The following is an 18858-nucleotide window of genomic DNA, read 5'->3' as shown; positions in this document are numbered from 1 at the left end:
ACAATTGGTTGAATGATAATCGCATTGGCAGTTTGACGCATATCTTTTTTCCGTTTCATTGCCACTTGATTCACTATTCCTAAATCCACAAGTTTTTTCATGAGACGTTGTACAGTTTTATAGGAAACTTCTATGATGTTAGCAATTGAATTTTTGCATAGGAAACTAACGCCTGCATATTTGCAACTGTGGTGCTTTAAAATATTCAATAATGTAAGCAGCTTAGCTTGTACATCGGCACGTGTAACAGACGTTCGAATAACGTCTCTATACGTTCTAACTACTTTGTTTACTTCTTCCACATCAGTAAATGTGGATAAGTTGTGATAGGATTCTTTTTGAGCTATGACATCAATATGTTTCTTCATAATAGTAGGCTCCTTTGTCTAAACAAAAAAGCAACAGAATGCCAAATGTAAGCAAACTGTTGCTAGGAGACCCTTATGTACGGTAAAATGGGGTACATAAAGAGTTACAGCAAGTGTTTGCCTAGCGATAGTAGGCGGACGGTTAATAAAGTGGTGGTACACTTTATTAACACGCTGTGCTCTTTTATTTTTTATTGGTTTCATTTTGAATTTTTTCGGTAACGAATTTGGTCACAAATAACTAGAAAAGTGTTGCCATTTATAATTTTAGGGAAAACAAAAAACTGCGTAATATAGCTGTTTGTTGCGTTTTTCAGAAGATAAGGTTTTATCTATAGTAGAAGGTTAACTTCTCGTTTGTTTTATGCTAGAATAGAAAAAGATGTAAGACAGCAGTGAGGACACCTGTATGAAGGTGTCCCTTTCACATTACATAGCTGTTGGTAGAGGGGGTTTGTATGAGCAAGAAGCAGAAGCAAAATAAGAAAAAGACCCACGTTCCTTTTCGGTTAAACGTGCTGTTTTTCTGCGTGTTTTTAATGTTCTCCGCGGTTATTGTAAGGCTCGGATATGTACAAATTGTTCGCGGTGAAGAATATAAGAATGAAGTGGAGAAGAAAGAAAACTCAACGATAAGTAATCCTGTACCGCGTGGGAAAATATTTGACCGTTATGGGCGATCTGTAGTAGATAATGCAGCCATTCGTACTATTACATTTACAAAAATGAAAGGATCAACTGCAGAGGATCGCTTAGAAACAGCGAAAAAGCTAGCAGATTTGATTGAAGTACCGACAGATAAATTAACAGATCGCGATAAAAAAGATTATTGGCTTGCTATGCATAAAGAGGAAGCTAAAGAAAAAATTACGAATAAAGATCGTCAAGAGTTTAAAGATAAAAAAATTGATGATAAAGAATTAGACGAGCGTCAGCGCAGTCGTGTAACAGAAGAAGAGATTAATCAATTATCCGCAAAAGATCTAGAAATACTAGCGATTAAGAGTAAGATGGATGGCGGATATGCAATGACACCTCAAGTTCTTAAGAAAAATGCAACAGATGAAGAATATGCGATTATTAGTGAAAATTTAGCGCAATTGCCGGGAGTAGATACAAGTGTTGATTGGGAACGAAAATATGCATATGATGGTGATTTGTTCCGAAGTGTACTTGGTGGTGTAACAACTTCTGACGAAGGTTTACCAAGAGAAAGACTAGATTACTATCTTGTTCGTGATTATAATCGAAATGACCGAGTAGGAAAAAGTTATCTTGAACAACAGTATGAAGATAGTCTGCACGGTACGAAAGCAGAAGTTAGAAATGTTACAGATAAAAACGGTAATATTTTAGAAACGATTAATGTATCAAAAGGACAAAGTGGTAATGACCTGAATTTAACGATTGATATGGAATTACAAAAGCGCGTGGAGGATATTCTTACGAAGAATTTAATGAGATTTAAAGGAAGCGAACCTCTTTTAGATCGCGCATTCGTTGTAATGATGAACCCAAAAAATGGTGAAGTTTTATCTATGGCTGGGAAACAATTAGTTAACGAAGATGGTCAAACGAAAGTAAATGACTTTGCATTAGGTACCATGACAAGTTCTTATCCGATGGGGTCAACTGTAAAAGGTGCAACAGTACTTACTGGATATCAAACTGGTGCGATTCAACCAGGTTCAGTACAATTGGATGAACCAATTAAATTAAAAGGTACACCTACGAAGTCATCTTGGAAAACGATGGGATATATTAATGATCTTACAGCTTTAAAAATGTCTTCTAACGTTTATATGTTTAAAACAGCGATGAATATCGCTGGTGTTCCATATGTGAGAGGTGGTACGTTAGATATACCTCAAAAAGCATTTGATACGATGCGTTATTATTTCGGACAGTTTGGACTTGGTGTAAAAACAGGAATTGATTTACCGAATGAATCTGCTGGTCAGATGGGGAGAGGTAGTCAACCAGGTTTCTTACTAGATTTATCAATTGGACAGTATGATACGTATACACCGCTTCAATTAGCGCAATATATTTCGACGATTGCCAATGGTGGATATCGTATGCAACCACAAGTTGTAAAAGAAATTCGTCAACCGGCAGTGAAACCAGATGAAGTTGGGAAAGTTGTTCAATCTATGGAACCGAAAGTATTAAATCGTGTTGATATGCCAGAATCGCAAATTAAACGTGTTCAAGAAGGATTTAGACAAGTGTATAATGATTCAGGTGGTACAGCTACCAAATACTTTACAGGTGCAAAATATAAAGCGGCAGGGAAGACAGGTACCGCGCAAACTGTGTATGGCGGAGATAAAGAGATTGGTAGAAAGGCAAATGGTGAACGTGTGGAAACATATAACTTAACATTAGTAGGTTATGCGCCACTTGAAGATCCAGAAGTAGCATTCTCTGTTGTTGTTCCATGGGTACATGATGATAAGACTGGTATTAATGGATATATTGGTCGTGAAATTATGGACGCCTACTTTGATTTAAAAAACCAAGAAGTAAATGGTGAAGCTCCAAAAGATGATAAAAACAATAAAAATAAAGATCAAGATGATGAATAAAAAAATTTAAAAAAAGCACACTATCTGAAAAGATAGTGTGCTTTTTTTTATGGTTTATGCATATCGTGTAATAAATGTGGACAAGTATACAATATTGGGAAACACGCGGCCTTATAAATAATACTTGTATATGATGAGATAGGGGATAACTGTTTTATAGGGAAATTATCAGAGAAAATGAATAACTACTACCGATTAAAATTGTATCCCGCTATTAACGGGCAGTAAGACCCCCATCTCAAAATTCAGTGAAAGCAAAGAAGTTAGGTGGGGGTCGGGCTGTCCGTAAAAGCCCGATTGGTGAGGGCTGATTAAAGTTTCACTTTATCGTATGTTGATTTTTGTGGAACTTTACAAAACTTTTACAAACAATTAAAACCGAATTAATAGTTTAGCAGTATTCTTATATCTGTAATCCTGTTATTTCCGGTTACTTCTAGGAGGAAGAACACGTGAAATGGATGCGTACACCGATTATAATTTTCGTACTATCGATATGGTTCCTCTGTTTTGAAATGTCTACTGCATTTGCTTTAAATGATATGGGAGAAGTGAGAGTTGATGGATCCTCAACGGTTTTTCCTATTATAGAAGCAGTAGCGGAGGAATATACAAAGGTGCATCCAGACGTGAAAATTTCCATCAGTGTTTCTGGAACTGGAGGAGGATTTAATCGTTTCAGTAAAGGAGAAGTAGATATAAATAATGCTTCGAGAGTAATGAAACAAGTCGAGAAAAATGAGATGAAGAAAAACTCTATTCAGTTCACACCTTTTGAGGTCGCTAACGATGGTCTTACAATCGTTGTGAATCGGCACAATACATGGGTAGACGATATGTCAGTAGACGAGTTACGTTTACTGTGGAGTGAAGATGGAAGAGAGAAGCGATGGTCACAAATTCATTCAACATGGCCACGTGAACAAGTGAAGTTTTATGCACCAGGCGTAGACTCTGGTACTTATGATTATTTTCAAAATGTCATCTTACAAAATCATCGCATTGTAAAAAAAATCTCTTTGTCTGAAGATGATCAAGTTATTATGCAAGGGGTAATGAATGATAAACATGCCATTGCTTTTGTAGGATATGCTTATTATATGGCTAATCGAGATAAGGTGAAAGCAATAAAAGTGAATGGTGTATTTCCGACGAAAGAGACCATTCAGTCAGGTAAGTATAAGCCGTTATCTAGGCCGCTACTTACTTATGTGAATAATGCATCTATCCGAAATAAAATGAATGTAGCAAACTATGTTGAGTTTATGATTCAGCATGTTGGTAACCTCGCTGAAGAGGTCGGGTATGTAAAATTAAGAAAAGAAAAATACAATGAACAGCTGCGTATGTTAACAGAAATAAAAAGGTAATGTCAGGGTGGAAAGGGGTTTTCATCTTTGGCTCATAATGACAAAAGTCAAATTACATTTTCTGTACAATATTTGATTGAAAGAAATACAAAACAAAGAAAAAAAACGCAGCGAATCAATCGAATAATGCCTTTGTTACTAAAAATAATTGCTAGCGTTTCTATTGTTACGACACTTGGAATTGTTTTTACGCTCTCTAATGAAACAATCATGTTTTTTCAAAAAATATCATTGTACTCCTTTTTGACGGAGAAAGAATGGTTACCGTTTTTTGAAAATCCTAAATTCGGTATATTACCACTTATATGTGGAACGTTCCTTGTAACAGCAATCGCTATGTTTGTAGCAATTCCTATCGGTTTAGCGTGTGCCGTATTTTTAAGCGAATATGCTTCAAATAGTGCACGGAAAATATTAAAGCCGATGTTAGAGCTATTAGCAGGTATCCCGACAATTGTATATGGTTTTTTTGCATTAACAATTGTTACGCCGCTTTTACAAAGGATTATACCAGATTTACAGTTTTTTAATGCGATTAGCCCAGGAATCGTTATCGGATTTATGATGATGCCTACAGTTGCATCTCTATCTGAAGACGCGATGAGAGCTGTGGTGAAAGGGACGAAAGAAGCTTCATTAGCACTCGGAGCGACGCGGTTTGAAATGGTAAAACAAGTGGTGTTTCCGTCCGCTTTTACAGGGATTATGGCAGCAATTATATTAGCGGCTTCGCGTGCAATTGGTGAAACGATGATTGTTGTAATTGCGGCAGGATCCACACCAAATGTATCGCTTGATCCGACACATTCTATTCAAACGTTAACAGCCTATATTGTGCAAGTAAGTTTAGGTGATGCTCCGCATGGAACGATTACGTATTACAGCATGTATGCTGTAGGCGCAACATTATTTTTGTTTACCTTTATTATGAACATCATTTCGCAGTCAATTATGCGCCGTTTTAGGAGGATGACATAATATGCGAATGTTGAATCATAAAAAAATACAAAAAAATATGGCATCACGCTTTTTAAAAGATCGAATTTACAAATTGTTATTTTATATAGCAATTTTATTTTCAATCGTAATTTTGTTTTTGTTACTGTTTCAAATTGTTGAAAAAGGTATAAGTTATCTTTCAATAGATTTCTTTACAAATTTCGCTTCACGTAATCCGAAAGAAGCTGGTATTGCTGCAGCTTTGTCAGGGACAATATTATTTATGAGTATTGTTATACCTGTTTCTTTTATATTTGGAGTTGGAACAGCATTTTATTTAGAGCAATATGCGAAGGAATCTCTATTTAAAAAAATAATAGAGATTAATAATCAAACGTTAGCAGGAGTACCATCCGTTGTATTTGGATTGCTTGGTTTAACTATTTTTGTATATGCTCTTCATTTAGGAGAGAGTATAGTTGCAGCAGCACTGACGATGAGTTTACTCGTCTTACCAACAGTTGTTGTGGCGAGTCAAGAAGCAATCCGATCAGTACCAAGTGCATTATTAGAGGGTTCTTACGGATTAGGTGCTACGAAGTGGCAAACGATGTATCAAATTGTATTGCCATATGCTTTCCCGGGGATTATAACGGGCTGTACGTTAGCGATATCAAGAGCAATTGGAGAAGCAGCACCACTATTAGTTATTGGGGCACTTGCGTTTGCAAATTATGTTCCATTTAGTATGTTTGATAGATTTACAGTTTTACCAATTCAAATTTTTAATTGGATGAGTAGGCCACAAGAAGAATTTCAGTATGTAGCAGCAGCTGGGATGATTGTTTTGTTAGGTTTGTTGCTATTTATCAATATATTTGTTTTATGGTTACGAAATCGAAAATAAGTTGGAAGTGGATGAAAGGGGAATTCAAATGGTAGCAACAGTAGTAAATGTACAGGTGAAAAACGAAGAGAAAATCGAGACTGCGCCAAAGAAAGTAGTATTTGATACGAAAAACTTAAATTTATGGTATGGGGAAGACCATGCTTTAAAAGATATTAATTTAAGTATTCATGAGAATGAAGTTACAGCAATTATCGGTCCAAGTGGCTGTGGTAAATCAACGTACTTAAAAACGTTAAATCGCATGGTAGAGTTAGTACCGATCGTTCGAACTACAGGTGTAATTGAATATAGAGAACGCAATATATTTGATAAATCATATCCAGTTGAAGAATTAAGAACGCACGTAGGAATGGTGTTCCAAAAGCCAAATCCATTTCCAAAATCTATTTATGAGAATGTAGCATACGGTCCAAAAATCCATGGTATCCGTGACAAAAAGACATTAGATGAAATTGTTGAGAAAAGTTTACGCGGAGCAGCGATTTGGGATGAGTTAAAAGATCGTTTGCACGATAATGCATACGGTTTATCTGGTGGACAGCAACAGCGTCTATGCATCGCACGTTGCTTAGCTATTGAGCCAGACGTTATTTTAATGGATGAGCCAACATCGGCACTAGATCCAATTTCAACATTAAAAGTAGAAGAATTAATTCAAGAGTTAAAGAAAGACTTTAGTATTGTTATCGTAACGCATAATATGCAACAAGCAGCGCGTATTTCAGACAAAACCGCTTTCTTCTTAAGCGGGGAAGTTGTGGAGTATACAGATACAAACAAATTATTTACGACGCCTTCAGATAAGCGTACAGAAGATTATATTACAGGTCGCTTTGGTTGATATCGTTGCAAAGCTAAGAGAAAATGCCCTCTTAACAGAGGGCATTTCTTATTTTTATCTCACTTTAATAGGGAAGTAATACCTTCTCTTTATCTTAAGGTTTATTACAAGCGTAAGAGGTTATGTAGGAGATTTATCCCGCTATTTGCGGGCAGTAAGACCCCACCTCAAAATTCAGCAAAAGTAAAGAAGTTAGGTGGGCGGGCGGCCTGTAAAAGCCCGATTGATGAGGGGTGATTAAAGTTTCACTTTGTATATAATGGCACATAATATTGAGGGGGAAGAAAAAATGGTAAGAGAACAGTTTCAAGGTGATTTAAAAGTGTTACAGCAAAAGGTGATTGAGCTTGGCGAATTAGCAAATGCGGCTTTATTGATTGCTATGGAAGGTCTGCATACAAGGGATGTAGAGAAAGCGTTAGAGGTCATTGATGGTGATTACCGTATGGATAATTTAGAAGAGGAAATAAACGATCTTGCGCTTATGCTCATTACGAAGCAGCAACCTGTAGCAAGTGACTTAAGAAGAATCTTTATTTCGATTAAAACAGCGACAGATTTAGAGCGTATTGCAGATCATGCTGTTAATATTGCAAAGGCTACAATTCGTCTTGGGGAAAAAGAAGTGGCTGTTAGTTTGCACAACCTGGATGAAATGTTTGCGGTTGCAAATAAGATGTTGCATTTAGCGTTAGAAGCATATGAACAAGAAAATTTAACTTTCGCGAAACAAATTGCTGAAATGGATGATTCCGTTGATGAAATATATGGAAAAGCAATTCGTGAGTTTATATCTTCAGTTCCGGAACAACCAGAAGCAATTACGCAAATTACACAATTATCATTTGTGGCGAGATATATTGAGCGTGTAGCAGACCATATTACAAATATTGCTGAAAATGTATTTTATTTAGTAAAAGGAAAGCATTATTTATTGAATGAGTAGGAATAAAAGTAGGTGATGAGAAATCACCTGCTTTTTTTAGTCAAAACATGACAAAAAAAGCTCGTTGTTTCCTTTAGTTTATGATGATAAGATGTATCATAATGTAATGGGAAAATTAGTATATATGTTGTTCGTTAATAAGTATTATTTATCAATTAATAGTAAGCGCTTTCTTGTCGTTTGAAACGTACGTTTTTATAGGTGGGAAATTTAATTATAGGGTCTTTTAAATGAGGATTCGTTTAACTAATCAAGTTTATGCTGCTAGTTCATGTGGGATAGAGAATATACATATGGTATATGGAGCTACTGAACATTATATAAGTGGAGGCTGAAGTATATGAAGGGGGTTATTTTAGCTGGAGGAAAAGGAAGACGCCTTAGACCATTAACATGTAATACTCCAAAGCCGATGTTACCATTATTAGAAAAACCAGTTTTAGAATACAATATTGAGTTATTACGCCAGCATGGTATTCGTGAAATTGCAATTACTGTTCAATATATGAGTACTACGATTAAGCGATATTTTGGTGATGGTAGTAAATGGGGAGTTAACTTGTATTATTTTGAAGACTCTCCTCCACTTGGTACAGCAGGGAGTATTAAACAAGCAGAACAATTTTTAGATGAAACATTTGTTGTAATAAGCGGGGATGCATTAACTGACTTTCAATTATCAGAAGGAATTAGGTTTCATGAACAAAAGAAAAGAATGGTAACAATGTTTGTGAAAGAAGTAGAAAATCCACTCTCATTTGGATTGGTTGTAATGAATAAAGACCAGGAGGTTACACGATATATAGAAAAGCCGGGTTGGAATGAGGTAGTATCTAATGTTGTGAATACAGGCATATATATTATGGAGCCAGAAATCTTTTCTTACATACCGCCTAGACAATTTTTTGATTTCAGTCATGATGTGTTTCCTTTATTGGCAAACAAAAATGTGTTATTCGCATATTTGTCAGAAGGTTATTGGTTAGATATCGGCACATTTAATCAATATCGACAAGCACAATTTGATTTGTTAACGAAAAAGTTACAAGTACCTATTCCTTATACGGAAGTATTACCGATGGTATGGATGGGAGAAGGGGTGACGATTGGGAAAGGGACAAAAATTCATGGCCCCTCTTTCATTGGAGAAGGAGCAAAGATTGGTACAGGAGCTGTAATTGAGCCATATTCTATTATTGGAAAAAATAGTATCATTTCAAATTATTCTCATCTTCAAAAAAGTATTGTTTTTGCAAATGCCCATATTGGAAAGTATTGTGAACTATTAGAAACGACAATAGGAGAGCGTACAATAGTTGAAGATGACGTTACACTGTTTCAAAAAAGCATTGTAGCGGATCACTGTCATATCGGGAGAAGTACGATAATTAAGCAAAAAGGAAAACTATGGCCTTATAAGGCGATTGATAGTCATTCGATAGTAGGAGCGGCTGGTATTCAAGAGAGTGAAATGAGTGCAGGGTGGTTACAAAAAAGCCGCATTGTAGGAAGAGGGAATGTTGAAATTACTCCCCAGTTTATCGTGAAGATTGCGATGGCGTATGGCTCTCTTTTTACAAAAGGAGAAAGTATATTAATTGGAAGTCAAGAAAATATAGAAACAACCTCTTATAAAAATTTATTTTTACATGCTATTCATGGTATAGGGATTCATACGATGGAATGCAAAGAAATGAACGAGTCACTTTTTCAATATAGTGTTCATCATTTGCAATGTGCAGGTGGGGTTTTCATTCAAGTGGAGAATGAGAATGAGATTGTTATAAAGTTGTATGGTCAAGCTGGCATGCCGTTAACGTATAAGCAGCAAAAAGAGATAGAACAAGTATATATGTCCGAATTGTTTTATTACGTGCATGAGAAAGAGATGGGGCGAAATAAGCTGGTTCATGTTTCTATGAATGAGTATATAGAAGTTATATTGGGGCATATTGATATCGAGAAAATACAGATGCAGAAGTTTCATCTTCTTATTAATAAGAGAAATGATACGTTGCAACATTTACTTATGCTCTTTCTACAAAGACTTGGTTGTACAGTTACATGGATTTATGCAAGTGAACAAAAAGATCATGTGAAAGCTTTGATGAAATCAAGTAAAGCGAATATGGCTCTTATGTTTTCTGAGCAAGGAAATCATTTCGAGTTATACGATAAACATAGTAATATTTACCAGGGTACAGATTTAGAAGAGGTAGATATTCCAGATTTCTTACTCGAATCTACAGGAAATATTTACCCAATGTCTTTGAAATTAGGAGAATGTTATCTTTGGTTTTATACGCAGGATGAAAGGAAGTCGTTTCAAGTAAGGTGGAAGCGAGATATTTTATATCGAATTGGAAAATTATTTGAGCTAATAGCATTGCAAGGAAAAACGTTTCTCAGCATAGTAGAGCAATCACCTCCGCTCTATTTACTTTATGATGAAGTGGTATGTTCATGGAATGAAAAAGGGAAAATTATGAGGAAATTATTGGATGATATTGAAAGGAAGGGAGAAGGCATATTTGAAGGAGTACAGTTCAAATATACTGAAAAAGAGTGGTCTTATATCGTTTCTGACACAAAACAACCAAAATTTTTAGTGTATTCACATGCTAGAAACCCAGTAATAGCAAGGGAAAACATGAAAAATATTATAGAAAAAATTAGACAATATCAAAAGGTGTAGAATTTTTATTTTAAAAGTGGTATTATAGTATAGTCTGATTTAAGTTATTAGTACTGGAGGGAAATAAGAATGCGTGTGAATATTACTCTAGCATGTACAGAATGCGGAGATCGTAACTATATCTCAAAGAAAAATAAACGTAACAACGCTGAGCGTATCGAGCTTAAAAAGTATTGCAAGCGTGACAAGAAGTCTACGTTACACCGTGAAACAAAGTAAGCAGTAGGAATATTTTCCTACTGTTTCTTTTTTTATTCGATTCCTATGTTAAAAGTGATACACTATCATCATAGAGTAAAGTGTCACTGTAAGGAGGAGAATGTGTGAAAGAAGAGAAAGTGCGTTTGCGTAAACAAATAATAGAACACATGAATTCTTTATCAGAAGAACAGTATACAACTTTATCAGAACAGATTGCATTTTCGTTGTATGCGCAAAAAGAGTGGGTTGAAGCTAAAACAATTGGAATTACTCTTTCAATGGAAAATGAAGTGAATACATATCCTATTATCGAAAAAGCTTGGGAAGAAGGAAAGAAAGTTGTAGTTCCTAAGTGTAATAAAGGAACAAGAACGATGTCCTTCCGGAAAATTAGTGATTTTGATCAATTAGAAACGGTGTATATGAATTTACGTGAACCGATTCCGGGACTTACGGAAGAAGTCAGTGCGGATGACATTGATCTTCAAATTGTGCCAGGCGTAGCTTATACAGAGCGAGGAGAACGGATTGGATACGGCGGGGGCTATTATGATCGTTATCTCGTGCATTATAAAGGGAAAACGCTATCATTAGCATATGATTTTCAAATGGTAAAACACATTCCGGTAGAGCCATTTGATAAAAATATAGAAAAAATTATTACAGAAAAAGGAACAATGCTTATAAATGAGCTTGTATAGACAAATAAAAATTGACGAGACTTTTTCTTCTTGATTATAATAAAATATGTGAACGTTTTCTTATTATAATTTTTATAGTAAGTGAGCATAGAGGGTGATGAAATGGTATCTATTTATGATATTCAGCAATTGCTAAAGAAATTTGGTACGATTATTTATACGGGAGATCGAATTGCAGATTTACAATTAATGCAAGATGAATTGCGTGAATTAAATCAATCACAGCTAATCGATCCACAAGACTATCAAACAGCTTTATTTTTATTGAAGCAAGAAATTCAAAAAGAGCTAAATAAGAATTAGATAAAGGTAGGTAAGCAACATGGAAGAGAAATGGTTAGTTGGTGTTGACCTTGGTGGTACAACGATTAAATTAGCATTTATTAATGTATACGGCGAAATTTTACATAAGTGGGAAATCCCTACAAATACAGGTGAGCAAGGAAAACATATTACACTTGATGTTGCGAAAGCAATTGATAAAAAGCTAGAAGAATTAGGCGAATTGAAGAGCAAGTTAATTGGTATTGGTATGGGAGCTCCTGGCCCTGTACATGTGGCATCTGGAATGATTTATGAAGCGGTTAATTTAGGGTGGAAAAACTATCCGCTAAAAGATTTATTAGAAGTAGAAACAGGATTACCTGTTGTTATTGATAATGATGCAAACTTAGCAGCGCTTGGTGAAATGTGGAAAGGTGCTGGTGAAGGTGCAAAAGATTTAATCTGCATGACACTTGGTACGGGCGTTGGTGGTGGTGTAATCGCCAATGGTGAGATTGTACACGGCGTGAGTGGTGCTGCTGGTGAGATTGGACATATTACAGTAGTTACAGAAAATGCTTTCCCATGTAATTGCGGGAAGTCTGGTTGCTTAGAAACAGTAGCATCTGCGACAGGTATTGTACGTGTTGCTATGCAAAAAATACAAGAGACTAATAAAGAAAGCATGTTGCGTTCTATGTTAGCTGAAGAAGGACGTATTACATCAAAAGATGTCTTTGAAGCACTTGGACAAGGTGATGAATTAGCAGGCGAAGTAGTAGAAAAGGTAGCTTCTTATTTAGGGTTAGCTGTAGCGAACCTATCTAGTACGTTGAACCCAGAGAAAATTGTTATTGGTGGAGGCGTGTCTAAAGCTGGAGATGCGCTATTAGAACCAATTCAACGCTATTTCGAGCAATACGCTTTCTCACGTGCTGTAAAGAGCACGAAGTTAGCTATTGCAACACTTGGTAATGATGCAGGTGTTATCGGAGGAGCTTGGCTTGTAAAAAAGCACAAATACGAAGCGAAGATGATATAAGTTTTGAAATATGAAAAGAGGAAGGGGGAACCCTTCCTCTTTTTGTGTGAAATCTCGATGAAGAATAAAGTGTAAACGAATTAAGCTGCTGGTGGATACCCGTTATATAGAACAGTCATGATCGTAAACCATCCGAAAACGAGTACAGTTGCAATTGCAAAGCCGCTCGCGAAAAAGTTTTTTTCACGAAGTGTTCTAAGCGTAGCAAATACAGCTAACAGAGTGACAAGTGTAAAAATAATAACAAGGCCCATGCAATATCCTCCTCTGTCTACCCATTTCTTATTATGAGTTTTTGGAATATTTACTCTTTTATATTGTACATGTTTTAAAAATGATTGTCGAGATAGCATCCTTTCTTTTCCTAAGAGAAAGAAATGTTGTATCATTAAAAGTAAGTTTAATAACTGGAGGAGATTTTCATATGAAATGGATACAAATGCCGTTAGGCCCATTACAAACAAATGCTTATATTTTAATGAACGATCAAAAAGAGTGCATTATCTTTGACCCTGGGCACGAAGGTGAAAAGCTCGTTACATATTTACAAGAAGAACAATTAAAACCATTGGCTGTTTTATTAACGCATGCTCACTTTGATCATATCGGTGCTGTTGATGCGGTAAGAGACGCTTTTCATATTCCTGTATACGTACATAAAGAAGAAGCAGATTGGTTAGGAGATGCAACTGTAAACGGCTCTCAAATTTTTATGATGAACCGCAGTATTACAGCAAAACCAGCGGATCATATTATTGATGCAGAAGGTACATTAACAATTGGATCATTTAATTTTGAAATTTTTGAGACGCCAGGACATTCTCCAGGAAGTATTTCTTATTATAGTAAAGAGGCAAATGCTGTATTCTCAGGAGATGTATTGTTCCAAATGAGCATTGGAAGAACAGATTTGCCTGGTGGAAGTTTTGCTGAATTAATTGGAAGTATTGAAGAGAAATTATTTGTATTACCAGATGAGACAGCGGTGTTATGTGGACATGGTCCAGAAACAAGCATTGGTTTTGAAAAAGAAAATAATCCGTTTTTACAATAAGGAGTCATTATGGGAATGGAGCTCATTTTAAGAGAATGGATGGGGAAAGAAAAGGATTATTCAATTTCATATAGTACGTATATGAACCTTGTATTGTATACAGAAGGTCATGGATATTATATGAAAGAACGTGAAAAGATTGGAAGACAAGGGGATTTTTTTACAAGTAGCAATGTATCCTCTGTTTTTGCAAAAACTTTTGCTAAACTTTTTATTCGTCTTGTTGAAAATGGTGAAGTTGCTTCGAATATTTGTGAGGTTGGTGGGGGAACTGGAAAGTTTGCCTATGATGTTTTACAAGAATGGAAGCAATTATCTCCAAAAACCTTTATTGATTTAAACTATTCAATGATTGAAGTGAGCCCTTTTCATAGGAAATTACAGCAGGAGCAGCTTGGCTCATTTTCTAATGTATCGTACTATACCTCCTATAGTGAAATGGGAGATTCTTTCGAGGGAATTCTCTTTTCGAATGAGTTGTTTGATGCATTTCCTGTTGAAATAATTGAGAAAAGAAATGGTATGTTGTATGAAGTGCGTATTACATATACAGAGGAAGGAAACCTTTCAGAAGTATGTAGGCCGTTAGATAAAAGAATTGGTCGATATTTATTGAAATATAATATTCATATTGCTGAAGGGCAACGTTTTGAAGTACCAATTGTGATGGAGGAGTATATAAAAGAAATCGCGAAATGGTTTCAAAAAGGTATATGTATTACAGTTGATTACGGATACACAAAAGAAGAATGGATGCATCCAGCACACCGTGAAGGAAGTTTGCGAGGTTATTATCAGCATAAGCTAATACGTAACCCACTAGCGCATCCAGGTGAAATGGATCTTACTACTCATATTCATTGGGACGAGCTAAAGGAGATGTTTAGTATGCAAGGAATGAGTGCAGTATGGCATAAGAAACAATCTGAGTTCTTGTTAGCTGCAGGGATATTAGAACAGCTTACGAGCCATCAAGATATGAATCCTTTTTCTGAAACACAAAAACAAAATCGAGCAGTTCGTTCTATGATTTTGAATGGAGGAGTAGGGAGTGCGTTTGATGTTGTTATACATACAAAAGATATGCAACATTTACATTTGGAGCGGTATGTAACAATATAAAAAACAAGACACAGTATATACTGTGTCTTGTTTTTTAATACGACTTATGTAGTATTATATATTTCCTCTCATGATATATATTTATATTAAAGATATGAGATAAAAAATATAGAATACGTTCTTTTTCTTCGATTATTAGTCCCTAACCTAATAATACGCGAACGAGTTGAATTATTGTTTCGTTCTCTACTTTGTAATAAATTTCCAATCCTTTTCTTTCACTAGAAACGATTTTAGCGCTTTTTAATTTTGCTAAATGCTGTGAAATTGTAGATTGTGGCATGTTTAAGCCAGTGTACATTGTAGAAACGTTGCTTGGACCGCGCTCAATTAATCCTTTTACGATACATAAACGAACAGGATGAGCCAGCACTTTTAATAATTCTGCATTACTTTCATATAGTTCTAATTCTTTTTGAAAGGTTTCTAACATGTTCTTTTCCACCTCCGTGTGAGCTATTATACCATACTATACATACCAAAAATTTAAAGAAAAGAAAATAGTTGTTGCAGAAAAAAAGTCCTAAAGTAAAGAAATTGTAAGAAAAGAGACCATGATGTAAATAAAATAGGTAAATTAGCACGTTTTTGTAAAATGACATTTTTGGGTGAAAATTTCGATTCGTTTTAAAAATTGAAAGATATAGATATATTTGTAACACAATTTTATCATGATTTTCTTATTCTTTCAAATGAATATACGAAATTTTTAAAATAATATGACAAAGGAATTATAATGATATATATAGAATATAAAACAGGTTAAAAGAAAAGAAGCTGAATGTAATTCGCTTCTTTATGGTGATAATGAAATATTTGATTACGGCTGATAAATCTTAGGATAATCAAGTCATTAGTCATTTATTCTAAAATTCATCTTTTAGCAACGTTAAAAATCTGTGATTCCATATGTTCTCGTAAAAATCAATTGTCTCTTTTGCGGACATAAAAGGATTATTCAACGTAGAGGTTGTTTTCTGTATCATAAAGTTTTCGTATCCCAGTCCGTGGGCAAACTTAATCGTAGCATCCATACAGTACTCTGTTTGGGCACCGCAAAATTCAATGCGATTTACAGATAATTGATCTAAAATTTCTTTTAAGTTTGTTTTATAAAATGAATTAGCATGTGTTTTTCTTACAAAAAAATCTTGTTCTTGAACATCAAGATCGGTATGAATAGCCCAAAGTTCTTTCTCGGGTACTAAATCATCATCACAATGTTGAACAAAAAGGATTGGTTTATTTAATTTTCTGTATGAAGAAATTCTTTTATTTACTTTTGTTAGTAAGTTCTGTAAATCAAATAAATGCTCTCCGCCATAACATACGCCATTTTGTAAATCGATAACGATTAAAATATCTGCACAAGTATCCATTATTTTTACCCCTTTTTTATTTTTTAATATATCAATTAATCAATTATTTAGAAATAGATGATATACTTTTATTTTTTATGGACTATAAGAAAAATTTCAAATGACTATAACTAAATCGCATAAAAAGAAGATATGAAAACCTATTCTCATATCTTCTTTTTTCTCTATGCATTTACAGGTTCTTCTACATAAGAAAGGGCATTTTCAAAATCGGATATTAAATCGTTAACATTTTCAAGACCGACTGATAACCGAAGTAATGAATTAGAGATTCCTCTTTCATCACGAGCTTCTTGCGACAGTGCTGCATGTGACATTTTTGCTGGATAAGAAAGAATTGACTCTACAGCTCCTAAACTAACTGCAAAAACAGGTAATTTTACTTTTGATAAAAATTGGCGGAGTGCATCTTCTGACTGCAAAGTAAATGATAAGACTGCTCCAGCTGATGTTGCTTGAGATTGTTGAATATCAAATCCGAGATGTGTTTGTAATCCCGGATAATAGACATTTTGTACTTTAGTGTGCTCTTGTAAATAATGTGCAATTTTATTGGCATTTTTAGCTGAATGCTCGAGGCGTACATGTAATGTTTTTAGACCGCGAAGTACGAGAGAACAATCTTGAGGTCCTAAAATAGCACCGAATGCATTTTGTAAAAATCCAAGCTTTTGAGCGAGTTCTGCATCTTTTACTACTGCTAATCCGGCAGTAACATCACTATGCCCAGCAATAAATTTTGTGGCACTATGAAGAACAACATCAGCTCCAAGTTCAAGTGGTTTTTGGAATAGTGGTGTCAAAAATGTATTATCAACAAAAGTAAGAGCCCCAATAGATTTTGCAAGTTTAGAAACCTCGCGAATATCTGTTACCTTTAAAAGTGGATTAGAAGGTGTTTCTACATAAAAGAGCTTTGTATTTGGTTTAATGCTTTGTTTTATTTCTTCTAAATTGGTCATATCAACAAATGTATGTGAAACACCGTAACGGGAGAGTACCTCAGTTATCACTCGGTAAGTTCCTCCGTATACATCTTCTGAAATGAGTACGTGATCACCTTGTGAAAGAAGGAGGAATGCAGTGGAAATCGCTGCAATGCCTGATGCAAAGGCGAATCCCTTTGTTCCACCTTCTAATAAAGCAATGATATCTTCAAGAGCTTCACGAGTTGGATTTCCTGACCTGCTATAGTCATATTTTCCGAACGTATCTACATCAAACTGGTGAAAAGTTGATGTGTTATAGATAGGAACGTTCACAGCTCCTGTTTGCGAGTCATGTTTATATTGGTTGTGTAGTAAGAGTGTATCTATAGAATAACTCATATTCTTACACCTTCTTTTACAAGTTTAATGGCTTGCTTTAAGTCTTGAATTAAATCGTTACTATTTTCAATGCCAACGGAGAATCGAAGAAGACGATTACATACACCGTTTGCTGTTCTAATTTCTTCAGGAATATCAGCATGTGTTTGCGTTGCTGGATAAGTCATTAAACTTTCTACACCACCAAGACTTTCGGCAAATGTAATTAAGGATAAAGATTGTAAGAATGGATTAATCCAAGCTTCATCTTTAAGGCGAAATGAAATCATGCCGCCTCTTCCAGGATAAAATACATCTGTCACCCCGTCTTCATCATTTAAATATGCAACAACTGCTTTCGCATTTTCTTCATGCTGTCTCATGCGAAGCGCTAACGTTTTCATACCGCGAATTAATAACCATGAGTCAAATGGGCTTAAAACTGCACCTGATGCATTATGATAATGAGCGATTTCTTCACAAAGTTCCTTTCCTTTTGCAACGACAAGTCCGCTTAGTACATCGTTATGTCCCCCTAAATATTTCGTTGCGCTGTGAAGTACAATGTCAGCACCTTCTGTTAATGGTTGCTGTATATAAGGTGTGTAGAATGTGTTGTCTACAATAAGAAGTAGTCCGTGCCTTTTCGCTACAGTTGCGACAGCAGCAATATCAGTAACTTGCATTAATGGATTAGTTGGAGTTTCTATGAAAATAGCCTTCGTTTCAGTTGTGATAGCTTGCTCAATTTGTTTAATAGACTGTGTATTTACGTATCTACATCGAACATTCCACTTTTTTTCATGTTCAGAAAATAATCGATACGTTCCACCGTATAAATCTTCAGATACAATAAGTTCGTCTCCAGAGCGGAATAGAGAAAGGACGAGGAGAACAGCCGCCATCCCTGAACTACAGGCATAACCTTGTTCGCCATATTCTAAGTCTGCGATTGCCTGTTCTAAAAGACCTCGAGTTGGATTGCCAGTTCGTGAATAGTCAAAGCCAGTAGATTTACCAATTCCTTCATGACGATAAGCGGTTGAGAAATAAACTGGTGGATTAACCGTTCCAGTTGTAGTTTCACTGCGATTGCCGATTTGTGCTAGTTTTGTTTCGATTGTTGACATG

The 18858-nt window shown here is 35.4% G+C and carries 18 protein-coding genes and 1 pseudogene; 13 read left to right on the top strand and 6 right to left on the bottom strand.

Annotation, left to right across the window (positions count from 1 at the left end; translation table 11 throughout):
* A pseudogene (locus ATL10_RS12310) lies at nucleotides 1-368 on the bottom strand (cytosolic protein); the annotation flags it as partial.
* Between the two features lie 458 nt (nucleotides 369-826).
* Between ATL10_RS12310 and ATL10_RS12305 the strand changes: the two are divergent.
* The 11 genes from ATL10_RS12305 (at nucleotide 827) to glcK (ending at nucleotide 12865) form a co-directional block, all read left to right on the top strand.
* On the top strand, nucleotides 827-2956 hold the full coding sequence (locus ATL10_RS12305) for a peptidoglycan D,D-transpeptidase FtsI family protein (protein ID WP_071713588.1): 2130 nt from the start codon (nucleotides 827-829) through the stop codon (nucleotides 2954-2956).
* Nucleotides 2957-3417: 461 nt separating this feature from the next.
* Complete coding sequence (locus ATL10_RS12300) at nucleotides 3418-4326, top strand: PstS family phosphate ABC transporter substrate-binding protein (RefSeq protein ID WP_202441590.1); 909 nt, start codon at nucleotides 3418-3420, stop codon at nucleotides 4324-4326.
* A 27-nt stretch (nucleotides 4327-4353) separates the two neighbouring features.
* Entirely contained in the window at nucleotides 4354-5304 is a 951-nt protein-coding gene (pstC, locus tag ATL10_RS12295) for a phosphate ABC transporter permease subunit PstC (protein ID WP_053563644.1), read from the top strand.
* Nucleotide 5305: 1 nt separating this feature from the next.
* Nucleotides 5306-6172 carry a phosphate ABC transporter permease PstA gene (gene pstA / locus ATL10_RS12290; protein ID WP_110496954.1) on the top strand — a complete coding sequence of 289 codons (867 nt, stop codon included), beginning with the start codon at nucleotides 5306-5308 and terminating at the stop codon, nucleotides 6170-6172.
* A 28-nt stretch (nucleotides 6173-6200) separates the two neighbouring features.
* A complete protein-coding gene (gene pstB, locus ATL10_RS12285) occupies nucleotides 6201-7016 on the top strand; it encodes a phosphate ABC transporter ATP-binding protein (protein ID WP_000226681.1) in 816 nt (271 codons plus the stop codon).
* 289 nt (nucleotides 7017-7305) lie between these two features.
* Entirely contained in the window at nucleotides 7306-7962 is a 657-nt protein-coding gene (gene phoU, locus ATL10_RS12280) for a phosphate signaling complex protein PhoU (protein WP_000251246.1), read from the top strand.
* Nucleotides 7963-8302: 340 nt separating this feature from the next.
* The gene (locus tag ATL10_RS12275) at nucleotides 8303-10657 is read left to right on the top strand and encodes a sugar phosphate nucleotidyltransferase (RefSeq protein ID WP_110496952.1); all 2355 of its coding nucleotides are present in this window, start codon (nucleotides 8303-8305) and stop codon (nucleotides 10655-10657) included.
* Between the two features lie 69 nt (nucleotides 10658-10726).
* Complete coding sequence (gene rpmG / locus ATL10_RS12270) at nucleotides 10727-10876, top strand: 50S ribosomal protein L33 (RefSeq protein ID WP_001265616.1); 150 nt, start codon at nucleotides 10727-10729, stop codon at nucleotides 10874-10876.
* A gap of 104 nt (nucleotides 10877-10980) precedes the next feature.
* Nucleotides 10981-11559, top strand: a complete 579-nt coding sequence (locus ATL10_RS12265) for a 5-formyltetrahydrofolate cyclo-ligase (RefSeq protein WP_000656861.1) — start codon at nucleotides 10981-10983, stop codon at nucleotides 11557-11559.
* A gap of 102 nt (nucleotides 11560-11661) precedes the next feature.
* Entirely contained in the window at nucleotides 11662-11862 is a 201-nt protein-coding gene (locus ATL10_RS12260; RefSeq protein WP_000253699.1) for a YqgQ family protein, read from the top strand.
* Between the two features lie 19 nt (nucleotides 11863-11881).
* Nucleotides 11882-12865, top strand: coding sequence for a glucokinase (gene glcK, locus ATL10_RS12255; protein ID WP_000391701.1), 984 nt, complete (start codon nucleotides 11882-11884; stop codon nucleotides 12863-12865).
* An 80-nt stretch (nucleotides 12866-12945) separates the two neighbouring features.
* On the opposite strand, the gene ATL10_RS12250 is transcribed toward glcK, so the two are convergent.
* Nucleotides 12946-13119 (bottom strand): DUF2759 domain-containing protein, encoded by a 174-nt coding sequence (locus ATL10_RS12250; protein WP_000524852.1) that lies wholly within the window; start codon nucleotides 13117-13119, stop codon nucleotides 12946-12948.
* A gap of 170 nt (nucleotides 13120-13289) precedes the next feature.
* On the opposite strand from ATL10_RS12250, the gene ATL10_RS12245 reads away from it, so the two are divergent.
* Nucleotides 13290-13919 carry an MBL fold metallo-hydrolase gene (locus ATL10_RS12245; RefSeq protein WP_000871225.1) on the top strand — a complete coding sequence of 210 codons (630 nt, stop codon included), beginning with the start codon at nucleotides 13290-13292 and terminating at the stop codon, nucleotides 13917-13919.
* 9 nt (nucleotides 13920-13928) lie between these two features.
* Entirely contained in the window at nucleotides 13929-15041 is a 1113-nt protein-coding gene (locus ATL10_RS12240; RefSeq protein ID WP_065229363.1) for a class I SAM-dependent methyltransferase, read from the top strand.
* Nucleotides 15042-15183: 142 nt separating this feature from the next.
* Here the strand turns inward: ATL10_RS12240 and ATL10_RS12235 are convergent, their stop codons facing one another.
* The 4 genes from ATL10_RS12235 to metI form a co-directional block, all read right to left on the bottom strand.
* The gene (locus ATL10_RS12235) at nucleotides 15184-15474 is read right to left on the bottom strand and encodes an ArsR/SmtB family transcription factor (RefSeq protein ID WP_000894377.1); all 291 of its coding nucleotides are present in this window, start codon (nucleotides 15472-15474) and stop codon (nucleotides 15184-15186) included.
* 433 nt (nucleotides 15475-15907) lie between these two features.
* Nucleotides 15908-16420, bottom strand: coding sequence for a cysteine hydrolase family protein (locus ATL10_RS12230; RefSeq protein WP_069356200.1), 513 nt, complete (start codon nucleotides 16418-16420; stop codon nucleotides 15908-15910).
* Nucleotides 16421-16584: 164 nt separating this feature from the next.
* The gene (gene metC, locus ATL10_RS12225; RefSeq protein ID WP_090977063.1) at nucleotides 16585-17748 is read right to left on the bottom strand and encodes a cystathionine beta-lyase; all 1164 of its coding nucleotides are present in this window, start codon (nucleotides 17746-17748) and stop codon (nucleotides 16585-16587) included.
* Entirely contained in the window at nucleotides 17745-18857 is a 1113-nt protein-coding gene (gene metI / locus ATL10_RS12220; protein WP_000103889.1) for a cystathionine gamma-synthase/O-acetylhomoserine thiolyase, read from the bottom strand. Before metI ends, metC begins: the two co-directional genes overlap by 4 nt.
* Nucleotide 18858 lies beyond the last annotated feature (1 nt).

This window comes from Bacillus sp. 196mf (assembly GCF_003217275.1).
In the GTDB taxonomy this organism is placed as follows: Bacteria; Bacillota; Bacilli; order Bacillales; family Bacillaceae_G; genus Bacillus_A; species Bacillus_A thuringiensis_S.
This window is presented reverse-complemented; position numbering and strand designations above follow the sequence as displayed.

Excerpts from the sequence above, each read along its gene's own strand:
- ATL10_RS12305 (WP_071713588.1), top strand. The coding sequence starts at position 827 with ATGAGCAAGAAGCAGAAGCAAAATAAGAAAAAGACCCACGTTCCTTTT.
- ATL10_RS12300 (WP_202441590.1), top strand. The coding sequence starts at position 3,418 with ATGCGTACACCGATTATAATTTTCGTACTATCGATATGGTTCCTCTGT.
- pstA (WP_110496954.1), top strand. The coding sequence starts at position 5,306 with ATGCGAATGTTGAATCATAAAAAAATACAAAAAAATATGGCATCACGC.
- pstB (WP_000226681.1), top strand. The coding sequence starts at position 6,201 with ATGGTAGCAACAGTAGTAAATGTACAGGTGAAAAACGAAGAGAAAATC.
- phoU (WP_000251246.1), top strand. The coding sequence starts at position 7,306 with ATGGTAAGAGAACAGTTTCAAGGTGATTTAAAAGTGTTACAGCAAAAG.
- ATL10_RS12275 (WP_110496952.1), top strand. The coding sequence starts at position 8,303 with ATGAAGGGGGTTATTTTAGCTGGAGGAAAAGGAAGACGCCTTAGACCA.
- rpmG (WP_001265616.1), top strand. The coding sequence starts at position 10,727 with ATGCGTGTGAATATTACTCTAGCATGTACAGAATGCGGAGATCGTAAC.
- ATL10_RS12260 (WP_000253699.1), top strand. The coding sequence starts at position 11,662 with ATGGTATCTATTTATGATATTCAGCAATTGCTAAAGAAATTTGGTACG.
- glcK (WP_000391701.1), top strand. The coding sequence starts at position 11,882 with ATGGAAGAGAAATGGTTAGTTGGTGTTGACCTTGGTGGTACAACGATT.
- ATL10_RS12250 (WP_000524852.1), bottom strand. The coding sequence starts at position 13,119 with ATGGGCCTTGTTATTATTTTTACACTTGTCACTCTGTTAGCTGTATTT.
- ATL10_RS12245 (WP_000871225.1), top strand. The coding sequence starts at position 13,290 with ATGAAATGGATACAAATGCCGTTAGGCCCATTACAAACAAATGCTTAT.
- ATL10_RS12240 (WP_065229363.1), top strand. The coding sequence starts at position 13,929 with ATGGGAATGGAGCTCATTTTAAGAGAATGGATGGGGAAAGAAAAGGAT.
- ATL10_RS12235 (WP_000894377.1), bottom strand. The coding sequence starts at position 15,474 with ATGTTAGAAACCTTTCAAAAAGAATTAGAACTATATGAAAGTAATGCA.
- ATL10_RS12230 (WP_069356200.1), bottom strand. The coding sequence starts at position 16,420 with ATGGATACTTGTGCAGATATTTTAATCGTTATCGATTTACAAAATGGC.
- metC (WP_090977063.1), bottom strand. The coding sequence starts at position 17,748 with ATGAGTTATTCTATAGATACACTCTTACTACACAACCAATATAAACAT.
- metI (WP_000103889.1), bottom strand. The coding sequence starts at position 18,857 with ATGTCAACAATCGAAACAAAACTAGCACAAATCGGCAATCGCAGTGAA.